This window comes from Actinomadura sp. K4S16, assembly GCF_008327685.1.
GTDB lineage: Bacteria > Actinomycetota > Actinomycetes > Streptosporangiales > Streptosporangiaceae > Spirillospora.
In genome coordinates this window covers 263,236-289,469 of the sequence record NZ_BDDE01000010.1, presented here as the reverse complement: position 1 = coordinate 289,469, position 26,234 = coordinate 263,236, and the positions used below count along the sequence as shown (strand labels likewise).

Sequence of the window (26,234 nt, the reverse complement as noted above, 5' to 3'; positions counted from 1 at the left end):
CCCGACGCTACCGGTGATCCGGCCCGGCGAGGGCCCGTGGCCCCGGCCGCCCCAGGAGTCAGGGGGCGGAGCGCCGGTCGGCGGCCGGGAGGAAGCGGCTGACCGCCATCGCCGCGGCGATCGCCCCCGCGGCCGTGGCCCAGCCGATCGGATCCAGGGGGATGCAGCCGAAGAAGCCGCTGACGCCCGGCGTCTGGACGATGACCGCCAGGAGCGCCGCCGAACCGAGCGCGCTGATGAGGACGGCGCGGTCGTTGTGGCCCGCCTTGAGCGTCTGGGCGAGCTGGGTGCCGATGAGGGCGACCAGGCCGATGGTGCGGGCGCGGACGGCCGGGCCGGTGAAGCGGCCCGCCAGCCAGCCGGTCAGCGCGCCGAGCGTGGTCACCGCCGCGCGGTGCGCGATGTCGTGCGTCAGGGCGGAGCCGAGCGAGGTCTCCGGGCCTTCCGACAGCAGCACCGTGCTGGTCTCCTCGGTCGGGACGCGGACGGCGACGGCCAGGGCGGGGGCCAGGTCCGTGAGCAGGTTCATCAGCAGCATCTGGCGGGCCGACAGCGGGGCGCGGCCGGTCAGCAGCGAGCCGAGCAGCGTGAAGGCGATCTCGCCGAGGTTGCCGCCGACCAGGATGGCGAGGGCCTCGCGGACCGACGCCCACATGGCGCGCCCCTCCACGAGCGCGGAGACGATGGTCTCCAGCCGGTCGTCGGCGACGATGAGGTCCGCGGACGCCTGCGCCGCGGCCGTGCCGCGCCGGCCGAGCGCGATGCCCACGTCGGCGAGGCGGATGCCGGCCGCGTCGTTGGCGCCGTCGCCCGTCATCGCGACGATGCGGCCCCGCCCGCGCAGGGCGCGCACGACGCGGACCTTGTGGACGGGAGTGCAGCGGGCGACGACGTCCACGCCGATCAGGGCCTCCGACAGGGCGTCGTCGTCAAGCCGGTCGATCTCGTCGGCGGTGATGACGCGGTGCTCGACGCTGTCGCCGGCGACCTGGGCGGCGATCGCCGCGGCGGTCGCCGGGTGGTCGCCGGTGAGCATGATGATCTGGACGCCGGCGGCGCGCAGCTCGGCGACCGCGGGCGCGGCGGTGGCGCGGACGGTGTCGGCGAGTCCGAGCAGCCCGAGGAAGGTCATGCCCGTCACCTCGTCCTCGCCGACCGTCTCGGCGCCGTCCGGCATGCGGCGCTCGGCGACGGCGAGGACGCGGTGGCCGCTGGACGCGAGCCGCTCGACGCGCGTGCCAATGCGCCGCCGGGTCTCGCGGTCGAGCTCGCCGTCCGGTGTGCGGGCGCAGAGCGGGAGCACGACCTCCGGGGCGCCCTTGACGAACACCGTCGGTTCCCCGCCGAACGAGCCGAGGGTCGCGTGGAACGCCCGCGACGGCTCGAACGGCATGCTGTGGATCTGCTTCCACGCCCCGCCGAAGTCGCGGTCCACGCCCGCCTTCGCGGCGCCCTCGTCCACGGCGGCGTCGGTGACGTGGCTGTGCCGCCCGTTGGCGGGGAGCGGTGTGGCGCGCAGGGCGGCGGCCAGGACGCCGCGGAGCGGCTCGTCCGGCCGGTCGGCGTCCCCCTCGTGGCGGTGGTCGGCGATGCCGGCGAGCGTGATGCGGCCCTCGGTCAGGGTGCCGGTCTTGTCGAAGCACAGCACGTCGACCCGGCCGAGCGTCTCGATGGTGCGCGGGTCGCGGACGAAGATCCCCCGGTCGGCGAGCCGCCGGATCGCGGCCACCTGCGCGGCGCTGACCAGCAGCGGGAGCCCCTCCGGGACGGACGCGACGGCCAGGTTGACGCCCTCGGACAGCGCGCGGCGCAGCGGTCCGCCGCGCAGCAGGCCCGAGGTGACGACGCCGAGGGCCGCGCCGAGCGCCATCGGCGTGGTCGCCTCGGTGATCTGCTTGAGGCGGGCCTCCACGCCGCTGGTGGTGGGGCCCGAGGCCAGCGAGGCGGCCATGGCCCGCCCGCTCTCGGTGGCGTCGCCGAGCGCGACGACCACGGCGGTGCAGTCCCCGGCGGCGATCGAGGTGCCCTCGTAGAGCATGCAGCGGCGCTCGGCGACGTGCCGGGTCAGGGTCGGCGCGGTGTCCTTGGACACCGGGAGGGACTCGCCGGTGAGGGACGACTCGTCGGCCTCCAGCCCGCGCGCGGTGACGAGCCGGCAGTCGGCCGGGACGGCGTCCCCCGCGGCGAGCACCAGGACGTCGCCGCGGACGAGGTCCTCCGCCGGCACCCGGGTCTCCTCGCCGTCCCGCAGGACGCGGACGGGCCCGCCGGACCGGGCCGAGATCCCCGCGATGATCTTGTTGGCGGAGACCCGCTGCCGCCCGCCCACCAGGCCGGACAGGCCGATGGTCGCGGCGACGAGCGCGGCGTCGGCCGGCGAGCCGACCGCCGCCGCGCCGGCCGCGCCCGCGGCCAGCACCGCCGTCAGGGGGTTGGCCAGTTCCTGGAGCACGGCTCGCAGCAGCGGCCGGCCTCCCTCTTCGCGCTCCGGTCCGCGCGTGCCGCGCTCGCGCGCCTGGTCGCCGGACAGGCCGCCCGGACGGCTGTCCAGCCGGTCCAGCACCGCCTCCACGGGCATGGCGTGCCAGGGCGTGGACGCCAGCGGCGGCGCCGGAACGCGCCGCATCACCTCGCGGGCCGTCCAGGCGCCGTGGACCATGCCCAGGGCCGCCGCGCCGTTGACGGCCGCCAGGGCGCGGTCCGCCGCCTTTCCGGGCGGCCCGGTGAGGGCGAGCAGCGCGGCCACCCCCGTGCCCGACCACGCGAGCATGACGCCCCGCTCGCTGACGCGGCGTGCGGCGGCGACCGCCGCGACGACGTACGCGGCCGCGGCCGGGTCCCGCAGGACCATCAGGTGCGCGCCCCACGGCGGCGCACCGTCCGTCCGGACCGCCACGCCGATGTCGGCCGCGGCGAGAGCCTCCGGATCGCCCGAGACCAGCAGGACGCACGCCCCGTCCTGCTGCAGTCCGTGGACGGAGGCGGCGAGGTCCGCGCCGCCGGGGGCGGTGGCGTCCGGGGGGATCGGCAGCTCGACGCCGGAACCGGCCAGCACGATCGTCGCGCCGGCCTCGCGCGCGGCGGTCACCAGGGCGTTCGTCTCATCCCGCAGGGAGCGGCGCATGCGGATGAAGGCGCGCGGCCGTCCGTCCTCGGCCAGGGCCAGCACCGGCCCCGGACCGCGGAGGAGTTCCCGGCCCTCGGCCGGGAGCCTCCGGCCGGGCAGCACGCTCCCGACCGGGCCGAGGGACCATCCGTCCGCCTCCCGGACCTCGTCCGGCGCCTTGAGGTCGAACAGCGCGTGGACGCGTTCGGACACCTCGGCCTCCGACGTGTCCGCGAGCACGGCGACCTCGTCCACCACCAGGTCCCCGGCCTGGAGGGCGCCGGCGTCCAGCACCACCGTGTCGATCCGGTCAAGGCGGCGCAGCGCCCTCGGGTCCAGGGCCAGCACCCCCTGCCCGGCCAGCCGGGTCGCGAGCTCGGCCGCGAAGACCTCGCGCGCGGCGTGGGGCGCCTTCGGCACCGCGGAGACCCCGACGTCCAGCGCGCGGCGCCCGCTTCCGGTCAGGAGCCCGCCGAGCGCGATCCCGCCGAGGCCGACGGCGAGCATCCGGCGCGCGTGCCGCTCCGGCGGCCCGTCGGGCAGCTCGCGTGCGGGCCCGCCGGGGGCGGCGGTGGAGGCGGCCCGCTCGGGGGCGCCGGTCAGCTCCGCCTCGGCGAGCCGCCACAGCCGGCCGGTGGCGGCGGCCTCGCGGCACTGCCACAGCCGCTGCGCCGCGTCGACGGCGAGGCCCGCCCCGCTGGACGTCAGCGCCTGCACGGCGGCCTGGGTCAGCGGCAGCCAGCGCTCGATCGGCGCACCCGGCACGGCCCGCTCCAGGATTCCGCGCAGGAGGGGCACCGTGTCCGCGAACGCCACCAGCCCCGAGAGCTCGGACGGCAGCAGAGCCCGCCCGAGCACCCGCTGCGCCCCCGTGATCGTGAGCCCCACCAGGTCGGCGCCGAGGGCCAGCGCCGCGGGCGGCGCCGCGGATCCGCCCAGAACGGGCACCTCGCCCTCCAACGCCTCGTCCAGCGCCTCGACGACCTCCAGGACGGTCTCCGGTGAGACCTCGTCGGACACGTGGACGATCAACCGTCCCAGGGCCGCGTTGACGCGCGCCCAATGCACGGAGGGAAGCCCTTCGACGGCGTGCTCCAGGGCTTTCGCCTCGGACCGCCTTTCCGCCCTGTGCAGGTGCCGCAGCTCGATGTGCAGCCGCTCGGGGTACCGGTGGACGGTCCGCGCCGGCCGGAGGGCCCGCCCCACCATGCCCTCGACTCCGCCGAGGACGCGTCCCGCCCGCCGGATCGGGACGGACGCCGCCCGGACCCCGAGAGCCCCCGTCCGGACGCCCAGAGCCCCCGCGTGGTCCGCCGCGGCGACGACGGTCTCTCCGCCGGGGAGGGCGGCGGCCGCCGCCAGTCCGCGGCGCAGGAAGTCAAGGGCCATGACGCAGCCCTAACCCCTCAAACGGGGCCTAAGCGCGTATCAAAACCTGTTTGCGGAAGTTCACCGCTCACGTGACCTGGTCGGGAGGGAGCGCGGCGGCCAGGCGGGCGCGCAGGACGGGCATCCGGTCGGGGGCGGCGGCGAAGGTCGTGGGCGGCCCCTCCTCCGCCAGGATCTGCAGGAGGATCGCCAGCTGGCGCGGCTCCTCCTCGGCCAGGAGCTCGTCGGCGCGCGCCACGGTGAAGGCGGGCCGGTCGAGGTCGCGCAGGCAGTCCAGGAACGCGTCCCAGTTGCGGCCGAAGTAGGCGGGGAAGCCGAGGGCCCGCGCCGCCTCCCGGAAGAAGGCGGCGCGGGTCCGGCAGTCGTGCCCGTCGACGGCGGCCCGCACCGGGTCACTGGTCAGCGTCAACCAGGGCGGCGGCGAGGTCATCGGACGGGTCCCGTTCTAGGAGATCTTGTAGAAGTTCGAGTAGTGGTCCGGGGAGAAGTAGACGGCGCCGGTGCTGCCGTGGACGATCCGGTAGGCGTCGCGCGAAGCGCCCTTGTTCCGCGAGTACACGTCGTACTCGTGGTAGGTGGCGCTGGAGGGGAGCTGGCCGTCGTAGTTGTGGTAGACGCCGCCGGTGTAGTTGTACAGGCCGTCCGGCCAGGAATACCAGCCCGAGGTGGCCGGCCACCCCTTCCCGGCCCACACCGAGGCGGCGTAGCGGCCGTCGGAGCAGCGTGAGATCGTGCAGGATCCGTAGACCGTCGCGCTTGCCGGGACGTTGGCGGTGACGCCCGTCGCGCACGTCGCGGCCACCAGGGTGGCGGCGGCTCGTTTCGTCCAGGACGGCCGGGAGCGCTGCTTGAGCACAGGTACCTCCTACGAACGAGTGAGTCCCCGGAGGGGACGGTTCCCTCGGGCCCGGCGCTCCCGGGACCGGGGGCGAACGCCGCCATGATGACCTTGCTCATGGGCGTAGTCGATACAAAGCCGCCAAGTTTCTATGAATAGCTCGTGATCCCTCGAATTCGGATTCAAGGAATGAAGTGGACGAAACCGATCGTCCGCCGCCGGATCAGCGCAGCTCCTGGATGCGGACCAGGTTGCCCGCCGGGTCGCGGAAGGCGCAGTCGCGGACCCCGTACGGCTGCTCGGTCGGCTCCTGGACGACCTCGGCCCCCGCGGCCTGGACCCGCCCGAAGGCGTCGTCGAGGTCGGGGGTGGCGAACAGGATCCAGCCGTAGGTGCCCTTGGCCATCATCTCGGCGATGACGCGGCGCTCGTCGTCGGTGACGCCGGGGTCGGTGGCCGGCGGCGCCAGCAGGATCGAGGTGTCCGGCTGCTTGGGCGGGCCGACCGTGATCCAGCGCATCCTGCCGCCGCCGACGTCGCTGCGGACCTCGAAGCCGAGCGCGTCGCGGTAGAAGGCCACCGAGGCCTCCGGGTCGTCATGGGGGAGGAAGGTCGTGTGAATGGTGATGTCCATGCCGATCACGCTAGCCGCGGCTTCCTCAGCCGCGCTTCCCGACTCCGCACGGGTCTCGCCATGGGCCGCCCGGGCTTCGCCATGCGGCGGCCAGGACGGACGCCGCGGCCGGACGGCGCCCGCCGGGTGCTAAGTGCCGGCGAGCAGGCCCTGCCGGAGCCGCTTCAGGGTCTGGGCGAGGAGCCGGGAGACGTGCATCTGCGACAGCCCCAGTTGCGCGGCGATCTGGGACTGGGTCTTGTTGCCGAAGAACCGCAGCAGCACGATGGTGCGCTCGCGCTCGGGGAGCTCGTCCAGCAGCGGCCGGAGCGCCTGGGCGTCGACGATGCCCTCCAGGTCGGGGTCGTCGGCGCCCAGGCTGTCGCCCAGCGTGCCGGGGTCGCCCTCCTCGGAGCCGCCGGCCGGGGCGTCCAGGGACAGCGGGCGATAGGCCTCGCTGGCCACCAGCGCGTCGAGCGTCTCCTCCAGGCCGACGCCGAGCCGGTCGGCGAGTTCCGCGGCGGTGGGGGAGCGGCCGTGCGCCGCGGTGAAGTCGGTCATCGCCCGGTGCAGCATCGGGCGCAGCTCCTGTATGCGGCGCGAGACCTTGACCCCCCAGGTCCGGTCGCGGAAGTGCCGGCGGACCTCCCCGGTGACCACCGGGTAGGCGTAGGCGAGGAAGCGGATGCCCCGGGCGGGCTCGAACCGGTTGATGGCGGAGACCAGGCCCACGAAGGCGGCCTGCTCCAGATCCTCCACCGGTTCGCCGCGGCCGGCGTAGCGGCGTGCGACGCTGCGCACGAGGGCGGTGTTGAGCGTGACGATCTCGGCGCGGAGCCGCTCGCGGACGGGATCGTCCGGGGCGAGGCGGTGCAGCCGCTCCAGGAGCTGATGGGTGCGCCGGTCGATCGATTCGCGTCGGTCCGCTGCCAATGATCGCCTCTTCCCGCGGCGCGCGGCGCACGACCTGTGGAGACGTCCTCGGGCGGAGGGAGGCGCCCGCGCGACCACCGTGATCTTTGTATTGGGCAATAATCCGCCGCTCGGTTCCGTACCCGGTATCGGCGTGCTCACACGGCACGGCGGTCCCAGAAGCGGAGAGGCTCTCCGCCATGCGGCGACGAAGGGTCTTCCGGGCGTGACGGCCGAGCCGGGCCGCCCTGTCCGGCCAGGGCGGCCCGGCTCGGCCGGGGGGACTCTCCTGCGGGTTTCTAGGGCGCGTGCCGATCGAGGAAGGCGCCGATCGCGCCGGCCACGGCCTCGGGGGCCTCCTCGGCCATGTGGTGGCCGGAGTCGACGGGGCGGCCGGTGACGTCGCCGGCCCAGTCCCGCCAGATCCGCACCGGATCGCCGTAGAGGTCCTCCAGGTCGTCGCGGGCGGACCACAGCACCAGCGTCGGGCACTGGACGCGGCGGCCGGCGCGGCGGTCGTCCTCGTCGTGCCGGCGGTCGATGCCCAGGCCGGCGCGGTAGTCCTCCAACATGCCGTGCACGGTCGCCGGGTCGTGGATCGCTTCGCGGAAGTCGGCCCACGCCTCGGGGGCCATGTGCTCGTCCGTGGTGGTGTACCAGGCGCCGGGGTCGGCGCTGATGATCCGTTCCGCGGGCTTGTCCGTCTGCCCGAAGAACCACCAGTGCCACCACTCCGCCGCGAAGCGGGCGTCGCAGCGCTCCAGGTGCTCGACCACCGGCAGCCCGTCCATGGCGATCAGCGCGGTGGCCGCCGCCGAGTGGTCCATCGCCGTCCGGAACGCGACCAGCGCACCGCGGTCGTGCCCCGCGACCGCGAACTCGTCGTGGCCGAGCGCCCGCATCAGGGCGACCATGTCCCCGGCCATCGCGCGCTTGGAGTAAGGGGTGTGGCCGGCGTCGGTCGGGGGTTTGGACGACTTCCCGTAGCCGCGCAGATCCGGGCACACCACGCTGTACCGCTCTGCGAGGAGGGGAGCGACCTTGTGCCAGGTGGCATGCGTCCGGGGATGACCGTGCAGCAGCAGCACGGGCTTCCCCGCTCCGCCGTGCCGCACTCGCAGCGTGACCTCACCGACGTCGACATGGTCCAGTGTGAAGCCGTCGAAGAACATCACTGCGCACTACCCGCGCCGCCTTCTGCCAACCCGGCCTCCGGGGCGGGCCAGGCGGTACGGGGCGCGGGTCAGTGGCGGGTCGGGAGGCGGACGACGGTGACGAAGAAGTCGTCGATCTGGCGGATGGCCTTGATGAACTGGTCGAAGTCCACGGGCTTGGTGACGTAGGCGTTGGCGTGCAGCTTGTAGCTGCGCAGGATGTCCTCCTCGGCCGACGACGTGGTCAGCACCACCACCGGGATGGAGGCGAGCTCCGGGTCGGTCTTGATCTCTTCGAGGACCTCGCGCCCGTCGCGCTTGGGCAGGTTGAGGTCGAGGAGGACCAGGTCGGGGCGGGGCGCGTCCGGGTGGTCCCCGCGCCTGTAGAGGTAGTCCAGGGCCTCCGCGCCGTCGCGGACGACGTGCAGGGTGTTGCCGACCTTGTTGTGCTCGAAGGCCTCGCGGGTCATGAGTTCGTCACCGGGGTCGTCTTCGACCAGCAGGACGGTGATGGGCTGGACGGCGGTGCTGGTCACGAACTGGCTCCTTGGAGGTCGGTGGTCGGGGACGGAACGCCGGCGTCCGGCGCGGCGGTGTCGGACGTGGCGGTGTCGGACGTGGCGGTGTCGGAGGCGGCGGTGTCGGAGGCGGCGGCGCCGGACGCCGCGTCGGCGGGCCGGTCGGACTGCTCGGGTTCATCGGGCCGTTCCTCGACCGGGAGGGTGAAGTGGAAGCGGGAGCCCTCCGCGCGGTCGGGATCGAGCCAGATCCGCCCGCCGTGATACTCGACGATCTTCTTGCACAGCGCCAGGCCGATGCCCGTGCCGGCGTAGGCCTCGCGGCTGTGCAGCCGCTGGAAGATGACGAAGATCTTGTCGGCGTACTCGCCGGGGATGCCGATCCCGTTGTCGGTGACGGTCAGGTGCCAGAACCCGTCCTCCCGCTCGCACGTGACGCGGACGACCGCGTCGCGGTCGGGGGAGCGGAACTTGACCGCGTTGCCGAGCAGGTTCTGCCACAGCATGACCATGAGCGTCGGGTCGGCGGTGACCTGCGGAAGGTCATCCGGCCTCTCGATCCGGGCGCCGGCCTCGGCGACGACGTCGTCGAGGTTGGCCAGCGCCTGGTCGAGCGGCTCGTCCAGCGCGAGCGTCCGCTGGTGCTGGTGCAGCCGGCCGACCCGGGAGAAGGTCAGCAGATCGTTGATCAGGACCTGCATCCGCTTGGCGCCGTCCACCGCGAAGGCGATGTACTGGTGGCCCCGCTCGTCGAGCTGGTCGGCGCAGCGGCGCTCCAGCAGCTGGCAGAAGGAGGCGACCTTGCGCAGGGGTTCCTGGAGGTCGTGGCTGGCGACGTAGGCGAACTGCTCCAGCTCGGCGTTGGAGCGGCGCAGCTCGACGGTCTGCGCGTCCAGTTCCGCGGTCTGCCGCTGGAGCAGGCGCTCGCGCTCGGTGGACTGGTCCAGCGCCATCGTGATCCGGCCGCGCATCGCCTCCACCGCGTGGGCCACCTCGCGCACGTCGGCGGGGCCGTGCGCGCCGATGACGTGGGTGAAGTCGCCGTCGGCGACCCGCCGCGAGGCGGTGCTGAGCATGCGCAGCGGCCGGTCCACGGCGTAGTGCAGCAGGGCCGCCAGCAGCGCCGCGGTCGCCAGCAGCGCGATGAACAGGGACGTCAGCGTCCAGTCCCGCACCGCGCGGGTGTGCCGGAGGTCGGTGCGGCTCTCGGCGCGGACCTGGGCCAGGTGGCGGTTCTGGACCGTCCAGGTGGCGCGGACCGTGTCGAAGGAGGACTTGCCGCGCGCCGCGGTGGCGGCCGCCTCCACGCCGGGCCCCCGCTCGTCGACCTGGGCGACCACGACGGCGCCGTAGTCGCGGCGCCACACGCCGATCGCCCGCTGGAGCGCGTCGATGTCGGCGCGGAGCTCGGGCTCGTCGGCCAGCAGCCGCCGCAGCCGGGCGAGGGACTCCTGCTCGGTGGCCACCCCGTCGGTGTAGGGCCGCAGGAACTGCCGATCGCCCACCAGGGCGTAGCCCCGCACGCCGGTCTCCTGGTTCAGCATGGCCATCTGCAGCCGGCTCGCCTCCACCTGCGCCGGTGCGATCCTGTCGACCAGCCGGTCGGAGGCCCGCGCGGTCTCCTCCAGCAGGTTGTGGACCACCACGGCGCCGGTGACGGTGAGCCCGACGATCAGCAGCGCGGCCAGCATGAACCATGCCCGGACGGTCGGTCCGCGCCGCGGCGGGGGGCCTTTCGCCGGCGCCGGCGCGGCGGAACCGGCGGGTTCGCCCGGCTCGGCGTCCTGCACCGTCAGGGGCGGTGTGCTCATGTGGGAGTCCATCCAAGGTGTATGACGGCGACGTCGTCGTCCAGGCCCCCGTGCTGGAGCGAGGCCGCCTCGACGTCGGTGATCAGTGTGTCGACGAAGTCGTCGGGGGAGCGTTCGCGGTGGCCCTGGGCGAGCCGGAGCAGGCCGGTCAGGTCCAGCCGCCGGCCGCCGGCGTCGATCTGGCCTTCGAACAGCCCGTCGGTGAACAGGACGAGGGAGGAGCCGGGCGGCAGCGCGACCTCGTGCTCGCGCCAGGTGCCGAGTCCGGGCACCATGCCCACGCCCAGCCCGCCCGGCGGCTCGACCAGCCGGACCTCGCCGCGCCCGTGCAGCAGGAACCCGGGGTGCCCGGCGCGCACGACCTGTGCCACCGGGCGGTCGGGGAACAGGGTCGCCGTGGTGAGGGTGACGAACATCTCCGAGCCGCCGTCCTCCCCGGCGAGCAGCTCTTCGAGCAGCTCGACCACCCGGGCCCCGCGGGTCCCGGCCAGCACGAACGACCGCCACGCCACCCGCAGGCTGACGCCCAGGGCGGCGGAGGCGGGACCGTGTCCGGCCACGTCCCCGATCACGGCGTGCACCAGGCCGTCGCCGGTCTCCACCACGTCGTAGAAGTCGCCGCCCAGCAGGGAGTGCGCCCGTCCGGGCCGGTAGCGCGCGACGACCCGGAGCCCCGGGTTGGACACCCTCGGGCGCGGCAGCAGCCCGCGCTCCAGCCGGGCGTTCTCCTGGGCCCGCATCTGCTCCACCTGCAGCGCCGCGACCGCCTGCTGGACCTGGCGCCGCTGCACCGCGTAGCGGATCGCCCGCCCGAGCCGATCCGACTCGAGCTGGTCCTTGGACAGGTAGTCCTGCGCGCCGGCGGCCAGGGCGGCGGTCCCCGCCTGCGACTCCGCGAGCCCGGTCAGCACCACCACCGCGGCGCCGGGCGCCCACTCCAGCACCTGCCGGAGCACCGCCATGCCCTGCGACTCGCCCAGGTTCAGGTCGAGCAGCACGCAGTCGGGCTCGGGTTTCGCGGACAGCGGGCCCCGCGCCTCGGGAAGGGAGCGCACCCACTGCAGGGACGCCCGCAGCCCGGTGTCGGCCAGCGTGTCCTCCACCAGGAGCGCGTCGGCGGAGTCGTCCTCGACCAGCAGCACCCGCAGCGGCCCCAGCTCCGGCCCGCCGTCGGCGGCGCCGTCCACCGGGACCGGTATGCGCGGCCCGGGCAGCGCGGGAGAGGTCGCCTCAAGACCGGTCGCCTCCAGACCGTGCGACATCAGTCCGTCCACCACCTCTTCCCCCTCCGCCCCGCCGGTGCCGCGCCGATAGTAGTTGCCTTATGGCAAATATGCATCCGCGGCACACCGCGCTCCGACCCGTCCGCCGCCCGCACGGCCTGCGCGACCGCGACCGTAATGTACCGGTGGTCCTCCGTCCGCCCGGCCGGGCCGTGCCCGCCGGGGTCCACGCCGGACGGCCGCCGTCGCCGCGCGGACCGGCCGGCCGCCGGACTCAGGTCCTCCGCAGGTCGGCACCCGGCGGCCGCGCGCCCGCCAGCGCGTCGTCGAGGGTCGGATGGATGGTCAGGCGCTCGTCGACGTGGGTGATCTGCAGGACGCGCCGGACCGAGTCCTGCAGCGGTCCGGCCAGCACGGCGCTGCCGCCGCGTCCCTCGGCCGCCAGGTAGAACCGCATCAGCAGGCTGAGGCCCACCGAGTCCAGGTAGCGCAGGCCGCTCAGGTCGAGGACCAGGTGCTCGCCGTGCTCGCCGCGCAGCCGGCGCATCTGCTGCTCGGCCTGCTGCGCGGTGTCCAGGGCCAGGTCACCGGTCATCGTGATCACAGTCCGGCCGTCCCGCGCGTGGCCGGTCACCTCGGCCATGGCGTTGCCTCCACGTCGTTCCGCTTTCCTCTGGGTCGGGGTCCGGCGCCACCGGTGCGCCGGGACTTCAGGTGTGGTCGGTCTCGGGCCGCGCGGGCTCGGGGGGTGCGGCCCCGGGGGGCGCGAGGCGGACGGTGGCCAGCTCCGGAAGCCCGGAGAGGGTCAGCACCGGTTCCAGGAGCCGCGGAGCGATCAGTTCGAGATGGTCCGCGTGGGCGAACAGAACGCTCAGTCCCGCGCTATCAAGGTACTCGACCGCGGTGAGGTCGAGGACGAGACCGCCCCTCTCCTCGTGCGCGGTGGCCAGCGCGGCGGCGAGGGCCCGGCTGTTGCTCATGTCGATCTCGCCGACGGCCGTCACGAGCGCCCTCCCGTCCGGGCGCCGGGCGGTCGTGAGGGACAGGGGTGTGCTCATGAGCCGATCCTGGTGTTCATGTGGACGGTGGTTCCGTCCGGTCCTGGCGTGATGGTGAGGTTGCTCATCAGCGCGCGCATCAGCGCGGTGCCGCGCCCGCGGTTGAGGCCGCCGTCCGGGCCGGGCGGCTTCCAGCGGCCGGTGTCGGCGATGGTGAGATGCAGCTGGTCGACGAAGGCCTCGGCCCGCAGCCGGATGGTGTGCACGCCGCCGGTGGGGCGGCCGTGCTCGACGGCGTTGGCGCAGGCCTCGCCGGCGGCGACCAGGACGCCCTGGGCGGTGCGGCGGGGGAGCTGGCACTGGGCGAGCCAGCCGCGCAGCGCCTCCCGGAGCGGGGCGAGCTGCGAGGACTCGGCGGGGAAGCTCACGTCCAGCGGCGCGGGATGCCGGTACAGCATGAGCGCGACGTCGTCGTCGTAGCCGCCCGGTGGGGCCAGGCTCGTCATGATGCGGGTGGCGAGCTCGTCGACTCCCTGCTCGCGGCCGTCCTGGACGGCGTCGCCCACCTGCCGGATGCCCTCGTACAAGGAGCGGCGGCGGCGTTCCACGAGGCCGTCGGTGTAGAGCAGCACGGTGGCCCGGGCCGGGATCGTGGTCGCGGCGACGGGCCGGGGCCGTGCCGAGCCGACGGCGATCGGGACGGACCGGCCCCCGTCGAGCAGCTCGGTGGTGCCGTCCGGCTGGGCGAGGATGGCGGGCGGATGCCCGGCGCTGGAGTAGGTGAGCTCGCCCGTCCGAGGGTCGAGGACGCCGCAGAAGACGGTGGAGCACCGCGCGCCGGGGATGCCGGCGGCGAAGCGGTCGAGGGCCGTGAGGGTCCGGGCCGGCCCGGCGTCCTGCAGCAGGAGGGCCCGGCAGGCGCTGCGCAACTGGCCCATGACGGTGGCCGCCTCCAAGCCGCGGCCGACGCAGTCGCCCACGATGATGCCGATGCGGCCGTCGGGGAGGGCGAAGATGTCGTACCAGTCGCCGCCGACCTCCAGCGGCCGCGCCGCGGGCTCGTAGCGGACGGCGAACCCGTCGGGCAGCTCGGACGGGCCGAGGATGGCGCGCTGCAGGGCGAGGGCGGTCTCGCGCTGCTGGTCGATCAGGTTGGCGCGGGACAGCCCCTGGGCGAGGCGTCCGGCCAGCAGGGACAGCAGCAGCCGGTCCTGGTCGGTGAAGGGGCGGCGGTCGTTCAGGTCGATCCAGAGGACCAGGGTCCCGCGGGGGTGTTCGAGCGTGATCGCGGTGGCGTGCTCGGCGACGGGGGTGAGGGTCGGGTGCTCGCGCAGCGCGGCCATCTCCTCCCGGCGCTCCTCGGGCAGGTCCTGCCAGGCCAGTCCGGGCTCGGTCGAGGTCAGCTCGGGCGGGCCGCCGGTGAAGACGGCCGCCAGCACCCGGTCGGCGTGCCACAGGTCGCGCAGTTCCTCCAGCGCGCCGGCCAGGGTGTCGGGCAGGTTCACGGCCTCGGTGAGGCGCATGCCGAGGGCCGCGAGGGCGCTCTCGCGCTGGATGGCGTAGTGGTCGGCGGTGACGTCCCGGAAGGTGCCGACGATGACGCGCCGCCCGGTCTCGGGGTCGTGGACGTGGTTGTAGGCCACGCTGACCCATACCCGGTGCCCGTCGCGGTGCCGGAGGGAGACGTTGCGGGTGCCGCGCTCCTGCACCAGCATGTCGGCGAAGGCGGCGGCGACCTCCCGGCGCGCCTCGGGATCGGTCTTCTCGTCCGGCCACCAGGGGGGCTCCGGGGGATAGGGCAGCCCGGCGGCCTCGTAGCCGAGGATGTCGGTGAAAGCGGTGTTGAACTCGATGCAGGAGCCGTCCTCGTCGCAGACGAAGAACGCCTCCTGCATGGACTCGACCAGTGCGGTGCGCCAGCGGGCGTGGTGGCCGCGCAGCCGGGCCAGCTCGACGTTGGCCCGCACGCGGGCCAGCAGCTCGGCGGCGGCGAAGGGCTTGAGCAGGTAGTCGTCGGCGCCCGCCCGCAGGCCCTCGATCGAGGCCTCCTGCCCGGCGCGGGCCGACAGCAGCAGCACCGGCAGCGCGGCGGTGCGCTGGTCGGCGCGCAGCGCGGCGACCAGCTCCAGCCCGTCCACGTGCGGCATCATCACGTCGCTGACCACCATGTCGAAGCCGGTCTCGCGGACCGCCTCCAGGGCGGCCCGGCCGTCGGCGACGGAGTCCACCTGGTAGCCGGCGCCTCGCAGCAGCCGGGTGAGGTACTCGCGCATGTCGGCGTTGTCGTCGGCGACCAGGACCCGCGCGGGGACCTCGGGCCCGAGCGCCGGGACCGGCTCGGGCGGCGTCGGATCGGTGGAGTTCGGGTCGCCGCCGAGCTGCTCGGCGGGCAGCCAGCGCAGCGCCTCCTGGACGTAGGGGTCGGCGGTGACCGACGCCGCCGTGGAGGAGCGCGGCGGGGCGACGGCGTCCGGGGGCAGGTGGTCGCTCCCGAACGGCAGCCGGACGGTGAAGCGGGTCCCCTCGCCCTCGGTGCTGGCGGCGGTGATGGTCCCGCCGTGCAGGCCGACGAGCTCCTTGACCAGGGCCAGCCCGATGCCGCTGCCCTCGTTGGAGCGGGCGCGGGTGTGCTCGACGCGGTGGAACCGCTCGAACAGCCGCGGCACCTCGTCGGCGGCGACCCCCACCCCGGTGTCGGCCACCGTCACCTGCGCCATCCCGTCCACGGCGCCCACCCGGACATGGATCGCCCCGTCGAAGGTGAACTTCAGCGCGTTGCTGAGCAGGTTCAGCATCACCTTCTCCCACATGTCGCGGTCGACGTACACCGGCTCGGGGAGCGGGTCGCACTCGACGGCGAAGGCGAGGCCGGCCTTGTCGACGGCGGAGCGGAAGACGCTGGCCAGCTCGGCCGTGACCTCGGCGAGGTCGACCGGCTCGTAGCGCGCCTGCATCCGGCCGGCCTCGATGCGGGAGAAGTCCAGCAGGGAGTTGACGAGCCTGCCGAGGCGCAGCCCGTTGCGGTGGATGACGTCCAGCTCCTGGTGGACCTGGTCGCCCGCGTCGCCCAGCCGGGTGCGCAGCTCCTGCACCGGGCCCATGATCAGCGTCAGCGGGGTGCGGAACTCGTGGCTGATGTTGGAGAAGAACGTCGTCTTGGCGCGGTCGAGTTCGGCGAGCTCCTCGGCGCGCCGCCGCTGCGCCTGGTAGCCGCGGGCGCCGCCGATACCCGCCGCGATGTGCCCGGCGGCCAGCTCCACGAAGCCGCGGTAGGCCTCGTCCATCTGGCGGTACGGGTTCAGCGCGGCCACCAGGAACCCGTACGGCGCGCGGCCCTGCCTCAGCAGCGGCACCAGCAGGGCCTGGTCGGGGGGCTGGGTCCAGTCCCCGGAGGGCAGGACCCCGAATCGGGGATCATCGAGCCGCATCAGCACCGATTCTCCCCGCGCCAGCGCCGCCACGGGCCAGATCGCGTCCGGTTCGTCCACCGCCACCCCGGCGGGGGCGGCCGGGTGGCCGCGGGAGACGCCCGTCGCCCCGGCGAGCCGTGCCGTCCCCCCGTCCTCGAAGAGGTAGGTCAGCGTGAAGGGGAGGTCCTTCCGGTTGCGGTCCAGCTGCCGGTCGGCGAAGGCGAGCGTCTCCTCCTCCGTCCGGATCATGCTCGGGTCGGATCCCAGGTCCCGCAGGGTCGTCATCCGCCGCTCGCCGATGACCCGCTCGGTGTCCTCGTTGACCACGCACAGCATGCCGACCACGTCGCGGGCGTCGTCGCGCAGCGGGCTGTAGGAGAAGGTGTGGTAGGTCTCCTCCGGGTATCCGGATCGTTCGAGGAACAGCAGCAGCCCCTCGTCCCAGGTCGCCTCCCCGGTGCCGAGCACGGTCTCGATCTTGAAGGCGACGGCGTCCCAGGCCTCCGCCCACACCTCGCTCGCGGGTCGGCCGAGGGCCCATGGGTACTTGCGGCCGAGCGTGTCGCGGCGGTACGCGGCGTTGCAGAAGAACGTCAGCTCGGGGCCCCAGGCCATCCACATCGGGAAGCGGGACGACAGCAGGATGTCGACCGCCGTCCGCAGATTCTGCGGCCACCCGCCGGGTGGCCCCAGCGGCGTCGCCGCCCAGTCGACGGCCGCGAGATCCGGGCCGATCTCTCCGGCGGCGGAGAACAGCCCGGCCCCCGCCCGCGGCTCGCGTCCGGCGCCCCCGGCACCTTTGGCGTCCTCCGAAACCGCCACCGCACCCCTCTTCCACTCAGGCGATCACCCACCGCATCCGGCGGACGCCCCGCGCGTCCGCGCACCGCATGGCCAACCCTTTACCCCAGCAGACCCGGAGCCAACAACCGTTTCCCCGGTACCTGGACGTGCGGCGCGCCGCGTCCGCGGTGACCGGCGACCGTCAGATCGCCGCCGAAGTGATAAGCAGTACAAACAGGGTAAAGCCCATCTTCTGGCGGAATCGCCGCCGACCCGTTCCCGACCACAGGAGGTGACGGTGACGGACTCCGGCCGCCACCTCGGACCCGACCCCGCTCTGCCCGGCGAGCGGGAGCGGCTGGCGGCCGTCCGCCGCTACCGAATACTCGACACCCCGCCCGACGGCGCCTTCGACACCATCGCCTCCCTGGCCGCGCGCAGCTGCGGCACGCCCATGGCCACCGTGGGCATCGTGGACCGCGACCGCGTCTGGTTCAAGGCCGTCCACGGCCTGCCCGGCGTCTCGCAGATCGCCCGCGGCCCCGGCCTGTGCGCCTCCGCCATCCTGCGCGACACCCCGTACGTCGTCACGGACGCGCTCACCGACCCCGCGGCGGCCGCCAACCCGCTCGTCCGCGGCGAGCCGGGCGTCCGCTTCTACGCGGCCGCGCCCATCACCACCGCGGACGGCCACTGCCTCGGCACCGTCAGCGTGCTGGACACCCGCCCCCGTGACGCGACCGAGGAGCAGCTGGGCATCCTGGGCGACCTGGCGGCGCTGGTCGCCCAGGAGCTGGAACGGCGGCTGTCCTCGATCTGCACCATCACGGCCGAGCGGACCATGCGCGCCGGAGCCGAACGCCTGGTGCGCACCCTGCAGCGCACGCTCCTGCCGCCCGCCCTGCCCGAGGTGCCCGGCCTCGACGCCGCCGCCGCGTACCACCCCGTCTCCCAGGACGAGGTCGGCGGCGACTTCTACGACCTGTTCCCCCTGGACGACGGGCGCTGGGCGTTCTTCCTCGGCGACGTGTGCGGCAAGGGCGCCGAGGCCGCCGCCCTGACCTCCCTCACCCGCTACACCCTGCGCTCCGCCGCCATCTACGACCCCGACCCCTGCGCCGTGCTCGGGAACCTCGACGCCGTCCTCAAGGGCGAGTACCAGAGCGACCCCCGGTTCTGCACCGCCCTGTTCGGGGTCATGGCCCCCGAACCGGACGGCTCGTTCGCCGTGACCCTGGCCGGGGGCGGTCACCCGCCCGCACTGGCCGTCCGCGCGGACGGCACGGTCGACACCGTCCCCACGCCCGGTGGGCAGCTCATCGGGATACTGCCCGAACCGCGCTTCGCCCAGGCAGACGTCCGCCTCGCCCCAGGTGACGCCCTCCTGCTGTACACGGACGGCCTCACCGAAGCCCGCACGCCGGACGGTGCGATGCTCGGAGACGAGGGTCTGACCGCCCATCTGACCAGCAAGCCCAGTGACGGAGCGGATAATCTGCTGGCGAACATCCATAAACTTCTCACGGAACTGGGCGCGGGAGTCGGTGACGACACGGCGTTGCTGGCCCTCTCCGTGCCCCGCCGTCCAGCCGCGTCCGGACAGGAGCCTCCTCGGTGACCGAGCCCACCTTCACCGTCAACCTCCCGTCCGAGGGAGCGGAGGTCCCCGTGCTGCGCGTCGCGGGAGACCTCGACTACCACACCGCCCCGCGCCTGCGGGAGGCGCTGGAGGCCTTGCCGCTGGCCCCCGGGGGCGGCGCCGTGCTCGACGTGACCGACCTGAACTACTGCGACTCCACCGGCATCACCGTGCTGATCGCCGGCTACCGCCGGGCCCAGGCCGCGCAGAGCAGGATCGTGCTCGCCGGGCTGAACCCCGACCTCACCCGGGTCTTCGAGATCACCGGGCTCGACCAGGTCTTCGCCTTCCACCCCACCGCCGACGAGGCCGTCAAGGCGCTGCGCGAGCAGTGAGGCCGCGCGAGCAGTGGGGCCGCGGCCGCGTCAGCCGCGCCGCGGGGTGACGAGGCCGGATTCGTAGGCGAACACCACGAGCTGGGCGCGGTCCCTGACATGCAGCTTCGCCAGGACCCTGCTGACGTGCGTCTTCGCGGTGGCCGGGCTGATCACCATGTGCGCGGCGATCTCGTCGTTGGACATGCCGCGGGCCACCAGCACGGTGACCTCCCGCTCGCGCCTGGTCAGCATGTCGAGCCCCTCGGGGGCGGGCTCGGGGCGGCGCGCGACGTACTCGCCGATCAGGCGGCGGGTGATCGCGGGGGACAGCAGCGCGTCGCCGCGGGCCGCGACCCGCACGCCCTGCACCAGGTCGGCGGGCTCGGTGTCCTTGACCATGAATCCGCAGGCGCCCGCGCGGAGCGCGTTGAAGACGTACTCGTCGAGGCCGTAGTTGGTGAGGATCACTACGTGGACGCCGCTCAGCCGCCGGTCCGCGGCGATCAGCCGGGTCGCCTCGATGCCGTCCATCACCGGCATCTGGACGTCCACGAGGGCGACGTCGGGCCGGTGCTCGACGGCGAGCGCGACGCCCTGCTCGCCGTTCGCCGCCTCGGCCACCACCTCGATGTCGTCCTCGATCTCCAGCAGCGCGCGGAAGCCGCCGCGGATGAGCGCCTGGTCGTCCACCAGCAGCACGCGGATCACGAGGGCTCCCCGAGGGGGAGCTCGGCGCGGACGGTGAAGCCCCCTTCGGGGCGGGGCTCGGCCCGCAGCCGGCCGCCGAGCGCCGCGACGCGCTCGCGCATGCCGAGCAGGCCCGTGCCGGGGACGGGCGGCGCGGCCGGGTCGGCCTTGCCGTCGTCGTCGACCTGCACGATCAGTTCCCCGCCCGCGTAGTCGATGCGCACCGCCGCGGCCGCGCCACCGGCGTGCCGCGAGACGTTGGTGAGCGCCTCCTGGACGATCCGGTACGCCGCCCGGTCCACCTCGGGCGGCAGCTCCCGCGGCGTGCCGGAGACCGTCACCGTGGCCGGCAGCCCGGTCGAGCGGGCCCGCTCCACCAGGCCGTCGAGCCGGTCGAGACCGCTGCCCGCGGACTCGCCCTCGGGCTGGTCGGAGTCGCGGAGCACCTCCAGGGTGGCGCGCAGCTCGCGCATGGCGTCGCCGCTGGCCTCCTGGATGGCCAGCAGGGCGGGCGGCACGTCCTCGCCGCGCCTGCGCGCCAGGTGGACGGCCACCCCGGCCTGCACCTTGATGATCGAGATGCTGTGGGTGAGCGAGTCGTGCAGTTCCCTGGCGATGCGCAGCCGCTCCTCGCCGGCGCGCCGGCGGGCCGCCTCCTCGCGGGTGCGCTCGGCCTCGGCGGCCCGCCGCTCGGCCTCCTCCAGGTACGCCTGCCGGTGCCGGGCCACGGTCGCCGCCACGCCGGCCGCCGCGAACCAGCCGACCAGCAGCGAGAGGCTCTGGAGGTCGCGCAGCGACCCTTCGGCGCTGGGCAGCCCCACCATCAGGCCGGCGCCCAGGAAGGCCGCGCCCACCAGCGCCGTGGCCAGCCGGTGGCCCGCGCTGAAGGCGGCGAACACGGCCACGATCACGGGAAAGGCGGCCGCCGGGCCCGGCCGGACGTGCGCCGCGAGCGCGAGCATGCAGCCCGCGCTGCCCACCAGCGACACCAGGGGCGCGCGCCGCCAGGCGACGAGCACGAGCGAGCCGGCGAGGGCGAACGCGAGATCGAGCATGCCCGCGTGCGGGGTGATGGCCACGACGAGCGACAGGAAGAGGGCCATCGCCACGGCGAGCAGGCCGTCCTCGGCGAGCGGCCGCCACCGGTTCATGGAGCTCATTCGTGCAGATTAGGACTCTTTCCGGCGAGATTCCTCGGCGTCGCGGCGGAGAAATCCACTACTCCCCGCGGTGTAGCGGTGCCGTTCGTACGCCGCGGGCGTCAGGGCTAGAAGCCATCCCCGGCCCGATGACCGTCGACCTGCTCGAACACCACGATGTCGGGCATGCACACGAACGAAGTGAAGGACGCCGCCCGCCCCGGGCCGACGCTCGCCGCGGTGGCCGTCGTGCAGTTCATGGTGTCGCTGGACCTGTCGGTGGTGAACGTCGGGCTCCCGCAGATCGCCGCCGGCCTCGGTTTCAGCGCGGTGGGCCTGACATGGGTGATCCACGCCTACGCCCTCTCCTTCGGAGGGCTGCTCCTGCTGGGCGGCAAGGCCGCCGACAGGTACGGCCGCAAGCCCGTCCTCCTGCTCGGCCTCTGCCTGTTCGGCCTGGCGTCCCTCGCCGGGGGACTGGCCCAGGAACCGGGCCAGCTCGTCGCCGCGCGCGCCGCCCAGGGGGTCGGCGCCGCCGCACTGGCGCCGGCGGCGCTGGCGCTGCTGAGCGCGACGTTCCCGTCGGGCCGGGAGCGGGTCCGGGCGTTCGGGATCTGGAGCGCGATGAACGCCGCCGGCGGCGCGTTCGGCGTCCTGATCGGCGGCGTGCTCACCGAATACGCCGGATGGCGCTGGGTGATGCTGGTGAACGTCCCGATGACCGCCGTCGCGCTGGCGCTGGCCTGGCGCGGTGTCACCTCCGGCCCGGCACCGGACCGCGCCCGCCGGCCGGACGTCCTCGGCGCGGTCCTGGCCACCGCGGGGATGACCCTGCTCGTGTTCGGCATCGTCCGCACTGACCGGCACGGATGGACCTCCCCGACCACCCTGGCGACCCTGGCCGCCGCGGCGGTCCTGCTCGCCGCCTTCCTCTGGCAGGAGCGGACCACCGCCCGGGAGCCGCTGGTCAGGCTCGGCCTGTTCGCCAACCGCTCGGTGGCCGGCGCCAACACCTTCAACCTCCTGGTCGGCGCCGCGATGGCCTCCTCCTTCTACTTCATGTCCCTCTATCTGCAACGGGTCCTGGGGCACGGACCGGCTCTGGCCGGGACCATGTTCCTGCCCTTCGCCCTGGGGGTCGTCACCGGATCGGTGCTGGCCGTCAAGCTCGGCTACCGGCTGGCCCCCCGGACCCTCCTGGTCGCCGGCGGGCTGCTGACCGCCACCGGGTTCGCCTGGTTCGCCATGATCAGCTCGGACGGCGCGTTCGCCACCGATGTGCTGGGGCCCTCGATCGTCGCAAGCGTGGGCTCCGGGCTCTGCCTGGCGCCGGTCGTCTCCATCGCCACCGCCGGCGTCGCGTCCCAGGAGACCGGCACCGCCTCGGCGCTGCTCAACAGCTCGCGCCAGATCGGTGCCTCCCTCGGCCTGGCCGCCCTCGGCACGGCCGCCCAGCACCGCACCGGCGGCGTGCCCACACCCGAGGCCCTCAACGACGGCTACGCGCTCGGCCTCGGCCTCGGCGCCGCGCTCCTGGCCGCCGCCGCCCTGATCGCCCTCGCGGTGCTGCGCCGGACCGGCCCGCCGGCGCGGACCGAGCAGATCGGCGACCGCGACCTGGTGCCCGTCCAGGACTGACAGGCCTCACCGCTCAGCAGACCACCCCAGAAAGGACCGTGCCAGGCGGCTGAGCCACCGCGGGTCCGGTGCGAGGCCTCGGGCCTCGGGGGAGCGGTCAGCCGGCCTCGTGGCCCGGTTCGAGATCGGGCAGCGTGCGGAAGGTGAGCGGGGCCGTGTCGGCCCCGATCGCCACGTCGACCGGGGCCAGGAGGAACCCGGTGTGGTCGCCGAGCTCGACGCGCTCCTCGATCCGTCCGACGAGGCGGCGGGGGGCGTCGGTGAGCAGGGGCACCCCTTCCGGACCCGGCCGCCAGGAGCAGCGGGCGAACTTGTCGATCTCGTCGCCCGTCCGCTCTCCGAAGAGCGCCGCCAGCCGCTGCTGCTCCTCGCTCCGCCCGAGGACGTGCACGGCGAGGACGTTCGCCGCCTCCGCCGCCCGGTAGGTGCGGTTCCGCCGCGACAGGCACACCAGGAACCTGAACGGTTCGATGCTGGTCTGCGTGGTGAACCCGACGAGGCAGCCCGCCCGCGTCCCCGTGCCCGGATCGACGGTGGTCACCACGAACATCGGGTAGTCGAATCCGGCGACGAACTCATCGCTGTCCATCCGGTCACCCTATGGTGGTGCGGCCGGGGCGAGATCCGAGGCCGCGGGGGTCGCTCCCCGACCTCAGGGGCGGGCGACCGCGTTCCCGGCGACCGGACACGCTGAGAAGGAAGGCATCACGATGAGCACGTTCGTCGTCGTCGGGGCCGGCCTCGTCGGTGCCGCGACCGCGTGGCAGCTGGCCCGCCGCGGCCACGAGGTGACGGTGCTGGAGCGTGACACGCCGGCCAACGCCATGGGCAGTTCGCACGGGTCCGCGCGGATCCTCCGGTACGGCTACGCCGATCCGTTCTACGTCCGGATGGTCGTCGACGCACGGCGCGAGTGGGACGAGCTGGAGCGGCTGTCCGGCGAGCGGCTCTTCACCCGGACGGGCTCCCTGGACGCCGGGGCGGCCCGCGACCCTGCGGCGCTGGCCGCGGTGTTCGCGGAGGTCGGCGTCGACCACGAACTGCTCACCCCGTCCGAGGCCGCCGCGCGGTGGCCGCGGTTCCGTTTCGCGGGCGGGGCCGGTGTGCTCTGGCACCCGGCCGCCGGCGTGGTCGACGCGGAGACCGCGGTGTCGGCCATGCTGCGGCTGGCACGGGCCGAGGGCGCCCGGGTCGAGACCGGCCGGCCGGTGGCGTCGGTCGAGCGGGCGGGCGCGGGCTACCGGGTGGCGGGTCCGGACGGCCGGGCGGTGGAGGCCGAGAAGGTCGTCGTCGCCGCCGGCGGCTGGCTGCCCGACCTGCTCGGCGGCCTCCCGCTGCCGGAGGCGTTCCTGTCGGCGTTCCCCCCGCTCCAGGTGATGCAGGAGCACGTCTTCCACTTCCCCTACCGGGAAGCCCCGTCGGAGACGTGGCCGACGTTCATCCACACGGAGGCGGCCATGCTGGTCTACGGCCTGCCCGGTGGCCGGGACGCCGTCCTCCCCGGCGGCCGGAGCGGCCAGAAGGTGGCCGTGTTCAACGGCGGGCGGCCGGTCCGGAGCGCCGCCGCGCAGGACGGCGCGATCGACCGGGCGAGCCGTGAACGGATCACCGCCTACGCCCGGCGGGCCCTGCCGGGCGTCGTCCCCGAGCCGTACGCGGAGACCACCTGCCTGTTCACCAACACCCCCACCGAGGACTTCGTGGTCGACGGCGCCGACGGGATCACGGTCGCCTCGCCGTGCTCGGGGCACGGCGCCAAGTTCGCGCCGCTGCTCGGCCGGATCATCGCCGAATCGGCGGCGGGCGAGCGCGCGGCCCCGGACCGGTTCCGGGTGGGCGGCGGACGTGGGGCTCCGCCTCCCTGACGGCCCCGGTCCCGGCCTCGGGGGCGACGAAGATCGCGTAGCCTGCCGGGATGACGGAGACGCCTGAGGACCTCGCGCTGCCCCCCGCCCTCGCCGAGGTGGCCGAGATCGGCTTCGAGTGGGAGTGGGACGAGGAGACCGACGAGGCGCGCGGCTGCGACTTCGAGCTCTACGACCGCTTCGAGGAACCCGCCGAGACGACGTGGTGGTTCCGCCTGTGGACCGGCAACCCCGAAGCGGACGGCGGCGAGTTCCGCTTCTTCGGCACGACCGGGGCCGGCGACTACACCGGCTTCTGGCTGGCGCGGCCCGGCGCCCCGGTCACCGGCCAGCCCGTGGTCTACGTCGGCTCCGAGGGCGATCGCGGTGTGATCGCCCGGGACCTCGGCGACCTGCTCTGGCTGTTCGCCGCCGGTCTCGGGCCCAGAGAGGCCTTCGACGACCCCGGCTCCCCCGCGGAGCCGAACGACGCCTTCCGCGCGATCGCCGAGCGCCACGCCCCGGGCCGCCGCTCGCCCACCGAGATCGTGGCCGCCGCGCAGGCGGAGTTCCCGCACTTCCCGGACCACATCGAAGCGCTGTGCCGCTGAACCCGCTGTGCCGCTGAACCCGCTGTGCCGCTGAACCCCGTGTGCCCGTGAACCCCGTGTAGGGCTGAGGGGGAGCCGCCCCGCCGGCGCCGCGATGCCGGGCGGGTTCGGGACCTTTGTCCTTTCGCGCGGGACCTCTCTCCCTACCCGCCCGCCGCCCGGAGCCGGGATCGTCGAGGTGCGCGGCGGCCAGGACGGGCACGGCGGGCCGGCGTGCCGCCACGGGACGGAGAGGGCACATGAGCGGCACAGGTACGGGTGTGATGGAGCGGGCGGTTCCGGAGGACCGGCTGCGCGAGCACCACCGGCGCTGCCTCCCCGCGCTGAGCAGGCTCAGGCTGGTGGCGAGGAGCGGCCTCGGGACGGGCGTCGACGTGCGGGCCGCCACCGCCGAGGTCATGGCCGAGCTGGGCGCCGCCGAGGCCGTCCTGCTCGACACCCTCGCCGGGAGCGTGCGGCAGGAGGCGCTCGCGCACTTCCTGGCGTGCCGCGTCAACCGCCTCACGATCGTGGCCGAGCACGCCGTCGCGACGGCGTCCGCCGGGGACCTTCCGGCCCTGCGGCGCCTGCTCTACCAGTTCCACGCCCTGGCCGAGGCCATGTGGAAGGTGCAGCTCGGGCTGCAGAGGCCCGAGACGCGTCCCGCGACCGCGACGCGACCGGACCTCCGGGCCGCCCAGGCGCCGCGGAGGGGGCCGGCGGCGCGGACCTGACCGCCCCCCACCGGGCCGTCGTCGCGCACGGACCTAGGTCCTTCCGGGTACGGACGTTCCTCCCTACGCCGCGGCGGGCCGGAAGCCGACCGTGGGTCTAGGACATGCCCGGTCGCACCGGGGCCGCCGGGCGCTCGCCTGAGGGGGAGGTCGAGATGGACGGTCGAGACATGCCGGTCCACGTCGAGGGGCGGCTGGAGGAGCCGCTGTCGCGGTGGCTGTGGCTGGTGAAGTGGCTGCTCCTGATCCCGCACTACATCGTCCTGTTCTTCCTCGGGATCGCGTTCACCGTGCTCACCGTGGTCGCGTTCTTCGCGATCCTGGTCACCGGCCGGTACCCGCGGGCGATCTTCGACTTCGACGTCGGGGTGCTGCGCTGGGCGTGGCGGGTGGCCTTCTACGGGTACGGCGCGCTGGGCACCGACCGGTACCCGCCGTTCACGCTCCAGGACGTCCCGGACTACCCGGCCCGGCTGCGGATCGACTACCCCGAGCGGCTGTCGCGGGGGCTGGTGCTGGTGAAGTGGTGGCTGCTGGCGATCCCGCACTACCTGGTGGTCGCGGTCTTCACCGGCGGCGGCTACGGCGGGGAGGACACGGACTGGGACGCGCCGAGCCTGGTCGGCCTGCTGGTGCTCTTCACCGCCATCGCGCTGCTGTTCACCGGCCGCTACCTCCGGGGCGTCTTCGGGTTCGTGATGGGGATGGACCGGTGGATCCTGCGGGTGGCCGGCTACGCCTTCCTGATGACCGACCGCTACCCACCGTTCCGGCTCGACATGGGCGGTGCCGAGCCCGAGCCTGAGCCCGGGCCGGTGCCCGCGGCGCCGGGACGTTAGGCCCGCCCGGCGGGACGTTAGGCCCTGCCGCCGCCGCACCGCCGGATCCGAC

The 26,234-nt window shown here is 74.4% G+C and carries 22 protein-coding genes; 7 read left to right on the top strand and 15 right to left on the bottom strand.

Going from position 1 to position 26,234, the window contains the following annotated elements; genetic code table 11:
* Nucleotides 1–58: 58 nt before the first annotated feature.
* The 12 genes from K4S16_RS02060 to K4S16_RS02005 form a co-directional block, all read right to left on the bottom strand.
* Complete coding sequence (locus K4S16_RS02060) at nucleotides 59–4,495, bottom strand: cation-translocating P-type ATPase (protein WP_149257086.1); 4,437 nt, start codon at nucleotides 4,493–4,495, stop codon at nucleotides 59–61.
* A 67-nt stretch (nucleotides 4,496–4,562) separates the two neighbouring features.
* Nucleotides 4,563–4,925 carry a barstar family protein gene (locus tag K4S16_RS02055; protein WP_149257085.1) on the bottom strand — a complete coding sequence of 121 codons (363 nt, stop codon included), beginning with the start codon at nucleotides 4,923–4,925 and terminating at the stop codon, nucleotides 4,563–4,565.
* A gap of 15 nt (nucleotides 4,926–4,940) precedes the next feature.
* Nucleotides 4,941–5,351, bottom strand: coding sequence for a ribonuclease domain-containing protein (locus K4S16_RS02050; RefSeq protein WP_149257084.1), 411 nt, complete (start codon nucleotides 5,349–5,351; stop codon nucleotides 4,941–4,943).
* 205 nt (nucleotides 5,352–5,556) lie between these two features.
* On the bottom strand, nucleotides 5,557–5,967 hold the full coding sequence (locus K4S16_RS02045; protein WP_149257083.1) for a VOC family protein: 411 nt from the start codon (nucleotides 5,965–5,967) through the stop codon (nucleotides 5,557–5,559).
* Between the two features lie 129 nt (nucleotides 5,968–6,096).
* Nucleotides 6,097–6,879: an RNA polymerase sigma factor SigF gene (locus K4S16_RS02040; RefSeq protein ID WP_149257082.1), complete on the bottom strand. Its 783-nt coding sequence runs from the start codon at nucleotides 6,877–6,879 to the stop codon at nucleotides 6,097–6,099.
* 278 nt (nucleotides 6,880–7,157) lie between these two features.
* Nucleotides 7,158–8,030 (bottom strand): alpha/beta fold hydrolase, encoded by an 873-nt coding sequence (locus K4S16_RS02035; RefSeq protein ID WP_149257081.1) that lies wholly within the window; start codon nucleotides 8,028–8,030, stop codon nucleotides 7,158–7,160.
* A gap of 71 nt (nucleotides 8,031–8,101) precedes the next feature.
* On the bottom strand, nucleotides 8,102–8,548 hold the full coding sequence (locus K4S16_RS02030) for a response regulator (protein ID WP_149257080.1): 447 nt from the start codon (nucleotides 8,546–8,548) through the stop codon (nucleotides 8,102–8,104).
* Entirely contained in the window at nucleotides 8,545–10,341 is a 1,797-nt protein-coding gene (locus K4S16_RS02025; RefSeq protein ID WP_149257079.1) for a CHASE3 domain-containing protein, read from the bottom strand. Before K4S16_RS02025 ends, K4S16_RS02030 begins: the two co-directional genes overlap by 4 nt.
* On the bottom strand, nucleotides 10,338–11,615 hold the full coding sequence (locus K4S16_RS02020; RefSeq protein WP_235036507.1) for a PP2C family protein-serine/threonine phosphatase: 1,278 nt from the start codon (nucleotides 11,613–11,615) through the stop codon (nucleotides 10,338–10,340). The genes K4S16_RS02025 and K4S16_RS02020 overlap by 4 nt, the downstream gene beginning before the upstream one ends.
* A 223-nt stretch (nucleotides 11,616–11,838) precedes the next feature.
* Nucleotides 11,839–12,207: an STAS domain-containing protein gene (locus K4S16_RS02015; protein WP_149257078.1), complete on the bottom strand. Its 369-nt coding sequence runs from the start codon at nucleotides 12,205–12,207 to the stop codon at nucleotides 11,839–11,841.
* Nucleotides 12,208–12,274: 67 nt separating this feature from the next.
* Complete coding sequence (locus tag K4S16_RS02010; RefSeq protein WP_149257077.1) at nucleotides 12,275–12,622, bottom strand: STAS domain-containing protein; 348 nt, start codon at nucleotides 12,620–12,622, stop codon at nucleotides 12,275–12,277.
* Nucleotides 12,619–16,794 carry a SpoIIE family protein phosphatase gene (locus K4S16_RS02005; protein ID WP_200841646.1) on the bottom strand — a complete coding sequence of 1,392 codons (4,176 nt, stop codon included), beginning with the start codon at nucleotides 16,792–16,794 and terminating at the stop codon, nucleotides 12,619–12,621. Before K4S16_RS02005 ends, K4S16_RS02010 begins: the two co-directional genes overlap by 4 nt.
* Before the next feature lie 259 nt (nucleotides 16,795–17,053).
* Between K4S16_RS02005 and K4S16_RS45490 the strand changes: the two genes are divergently transcribed.
* Nucleotides 17,054–18,373: a PP2C family protein-serine/threonine phosphatase gene (locus tag K4S16_RS45490; protein WP_235036506.1), complete on the top strand. Its 1,320-nt coding sequence runs from the start codon at nucleotides 17,054–17,056 to the stop codon at nucleotides 18,371–18,373.
* Nucleotides 18,370–18,729: an STAS domain-containing protein gene (locus K4S16_RS01995; RefSeq protein ID WP_235036505.1), complete on the top strand. Its 360-nt coding sequence runs from the start codon at nucleotides 18,370–18,372 to the stop codon at nucleotides 18,727–18,729. The genes K4S16_RS45490 and K4S16_RS01995 overlap by 4 nt, the downstream gene beginning before the upstream one ends.
* A gap of 30 nt (nucleotides 18,730–18,759) precedes the next feature.
* On the opposite strand, the gene K4S16_RS01990 is transcribed toward K4S16_RS01995, so the two are convergent.
* Both K4S16_RS01990 and K4S16_RS01985 read right to left on the bottom strand, forming a co-directional pair.
* Nucleotides 18,760–19,419, bottom strand: coding sequence for a response regulator transcription factor (locus K4S16_RS01990; protein WP_149257075.1), 660 nt, complete (start codon nucleotides 19,417–19,419; stop codon nucleotides 18,760–18,762).
* Nucleotides 19,416–20,558 carry a sensor histidine kinase gene (locus tag K4S16_RS01985; protein WP_149257074.1) on the bottom strand — a complete coding sequence of 381 codons (1,143 nt, stop codon included), beginning with the start codon at nucleotides 20,556–20,558 and terminating at the stop codon, nucleotides 19,416–19,418. The genes K4S16_RS01990 and K4S16_RS01985 overlap by 4 nt, the downstream gene beginning before the upstream one ends.
* 165 nt (nucleotides 20,559–20,723) lie before the next feature.
* Here K4S16_RS01985 and K4S16_RS01980 point away from each other — a divergent pair, with 165 nt between their 5' ends.
* Complete coding sequence (locus K4S16_RS01980; protein WP_149257073.1) at nucleotides 20,724–22,175, top strand: MFS transporter; 1,452 nt, start codon at nucleotides 20,724–20,726, stop codon at nucleotides 22,173–22,175.
* A 97-nt stretch (nucleotides 22,176–22,272) separates the two neighbouring features.
* On the opposite strand, the gene K4S16_RS01975 is transcribed toward K4S16_RS01980, so the two are convergent.
* Nucleotides 22,273–22,764: a flavin reductase family protein gene (locus K4S16_RS01975; protein WP_149257072.1), complete on the bottom strand. Its 492-nt coding sequence runs from the start codon at nucleotides 22,762–22,764 to the stop codon at nucleotides 22,273–22,275.
* 121 nt (nucleotides 22,765–22,885) lie between these two features.
* On the opposite strand from K4S16_RS01975, the gene K4S16_RS01970 reads away from it, so the two are divergent.
* The 4 genes from K4S16_RS01970 (at nucleotide 22,886) to K4S16_RS01955 (ending at nucleotide 26,182) form a co-directional block, all read left to right on the top strand.
* Entirely contained in the window at nucleotides 22,886–24,040 is a 1,155-nt protein-coding gene (locus K4S16_RS01970) for an FAD-dependent oxidoreductase (protein ID WP_149257071.1), read from the top strand.
* Between the two features lie 50 nt (nucleotides 24,041–24,090).
* Entirely contained in the window at nucleotides 24,091–24,630 is a 540-nt protein-coding gene (locus tag K4S16_RS01965; RefSeq protein WP_149257070.1) for an SMI1/KNR4 family protein, read from the top strand.
* 239 nt (nucleotides 24,631–24,869) lie between these two features.
* Nucleotides 24,870–25,343 (top strand): hypothetical protein, encoded by a 474-nt coding sequence (locus K4S16_RS01960; protein ID WP_149257069.1) that lies wholly within the window; start codon nucleotides 24,870–24,872, stop codon nucleotides 25,341–25,343.
* A 155-nt stretch (nucleotides 25,344–25,498) separates the two neighbouring features.
* Entirely contained in the window at nucleotides 25,499–26,182 is a 684-nt protein-coding gene (locus K4S16_RS01955) for a DUF4389 domain-containing protein (RefSeq protein ID WP_149257068.1), read from the top strand.
* Nucleotides 26,183–26,234 lie beyond the last annotated feature (52 nt).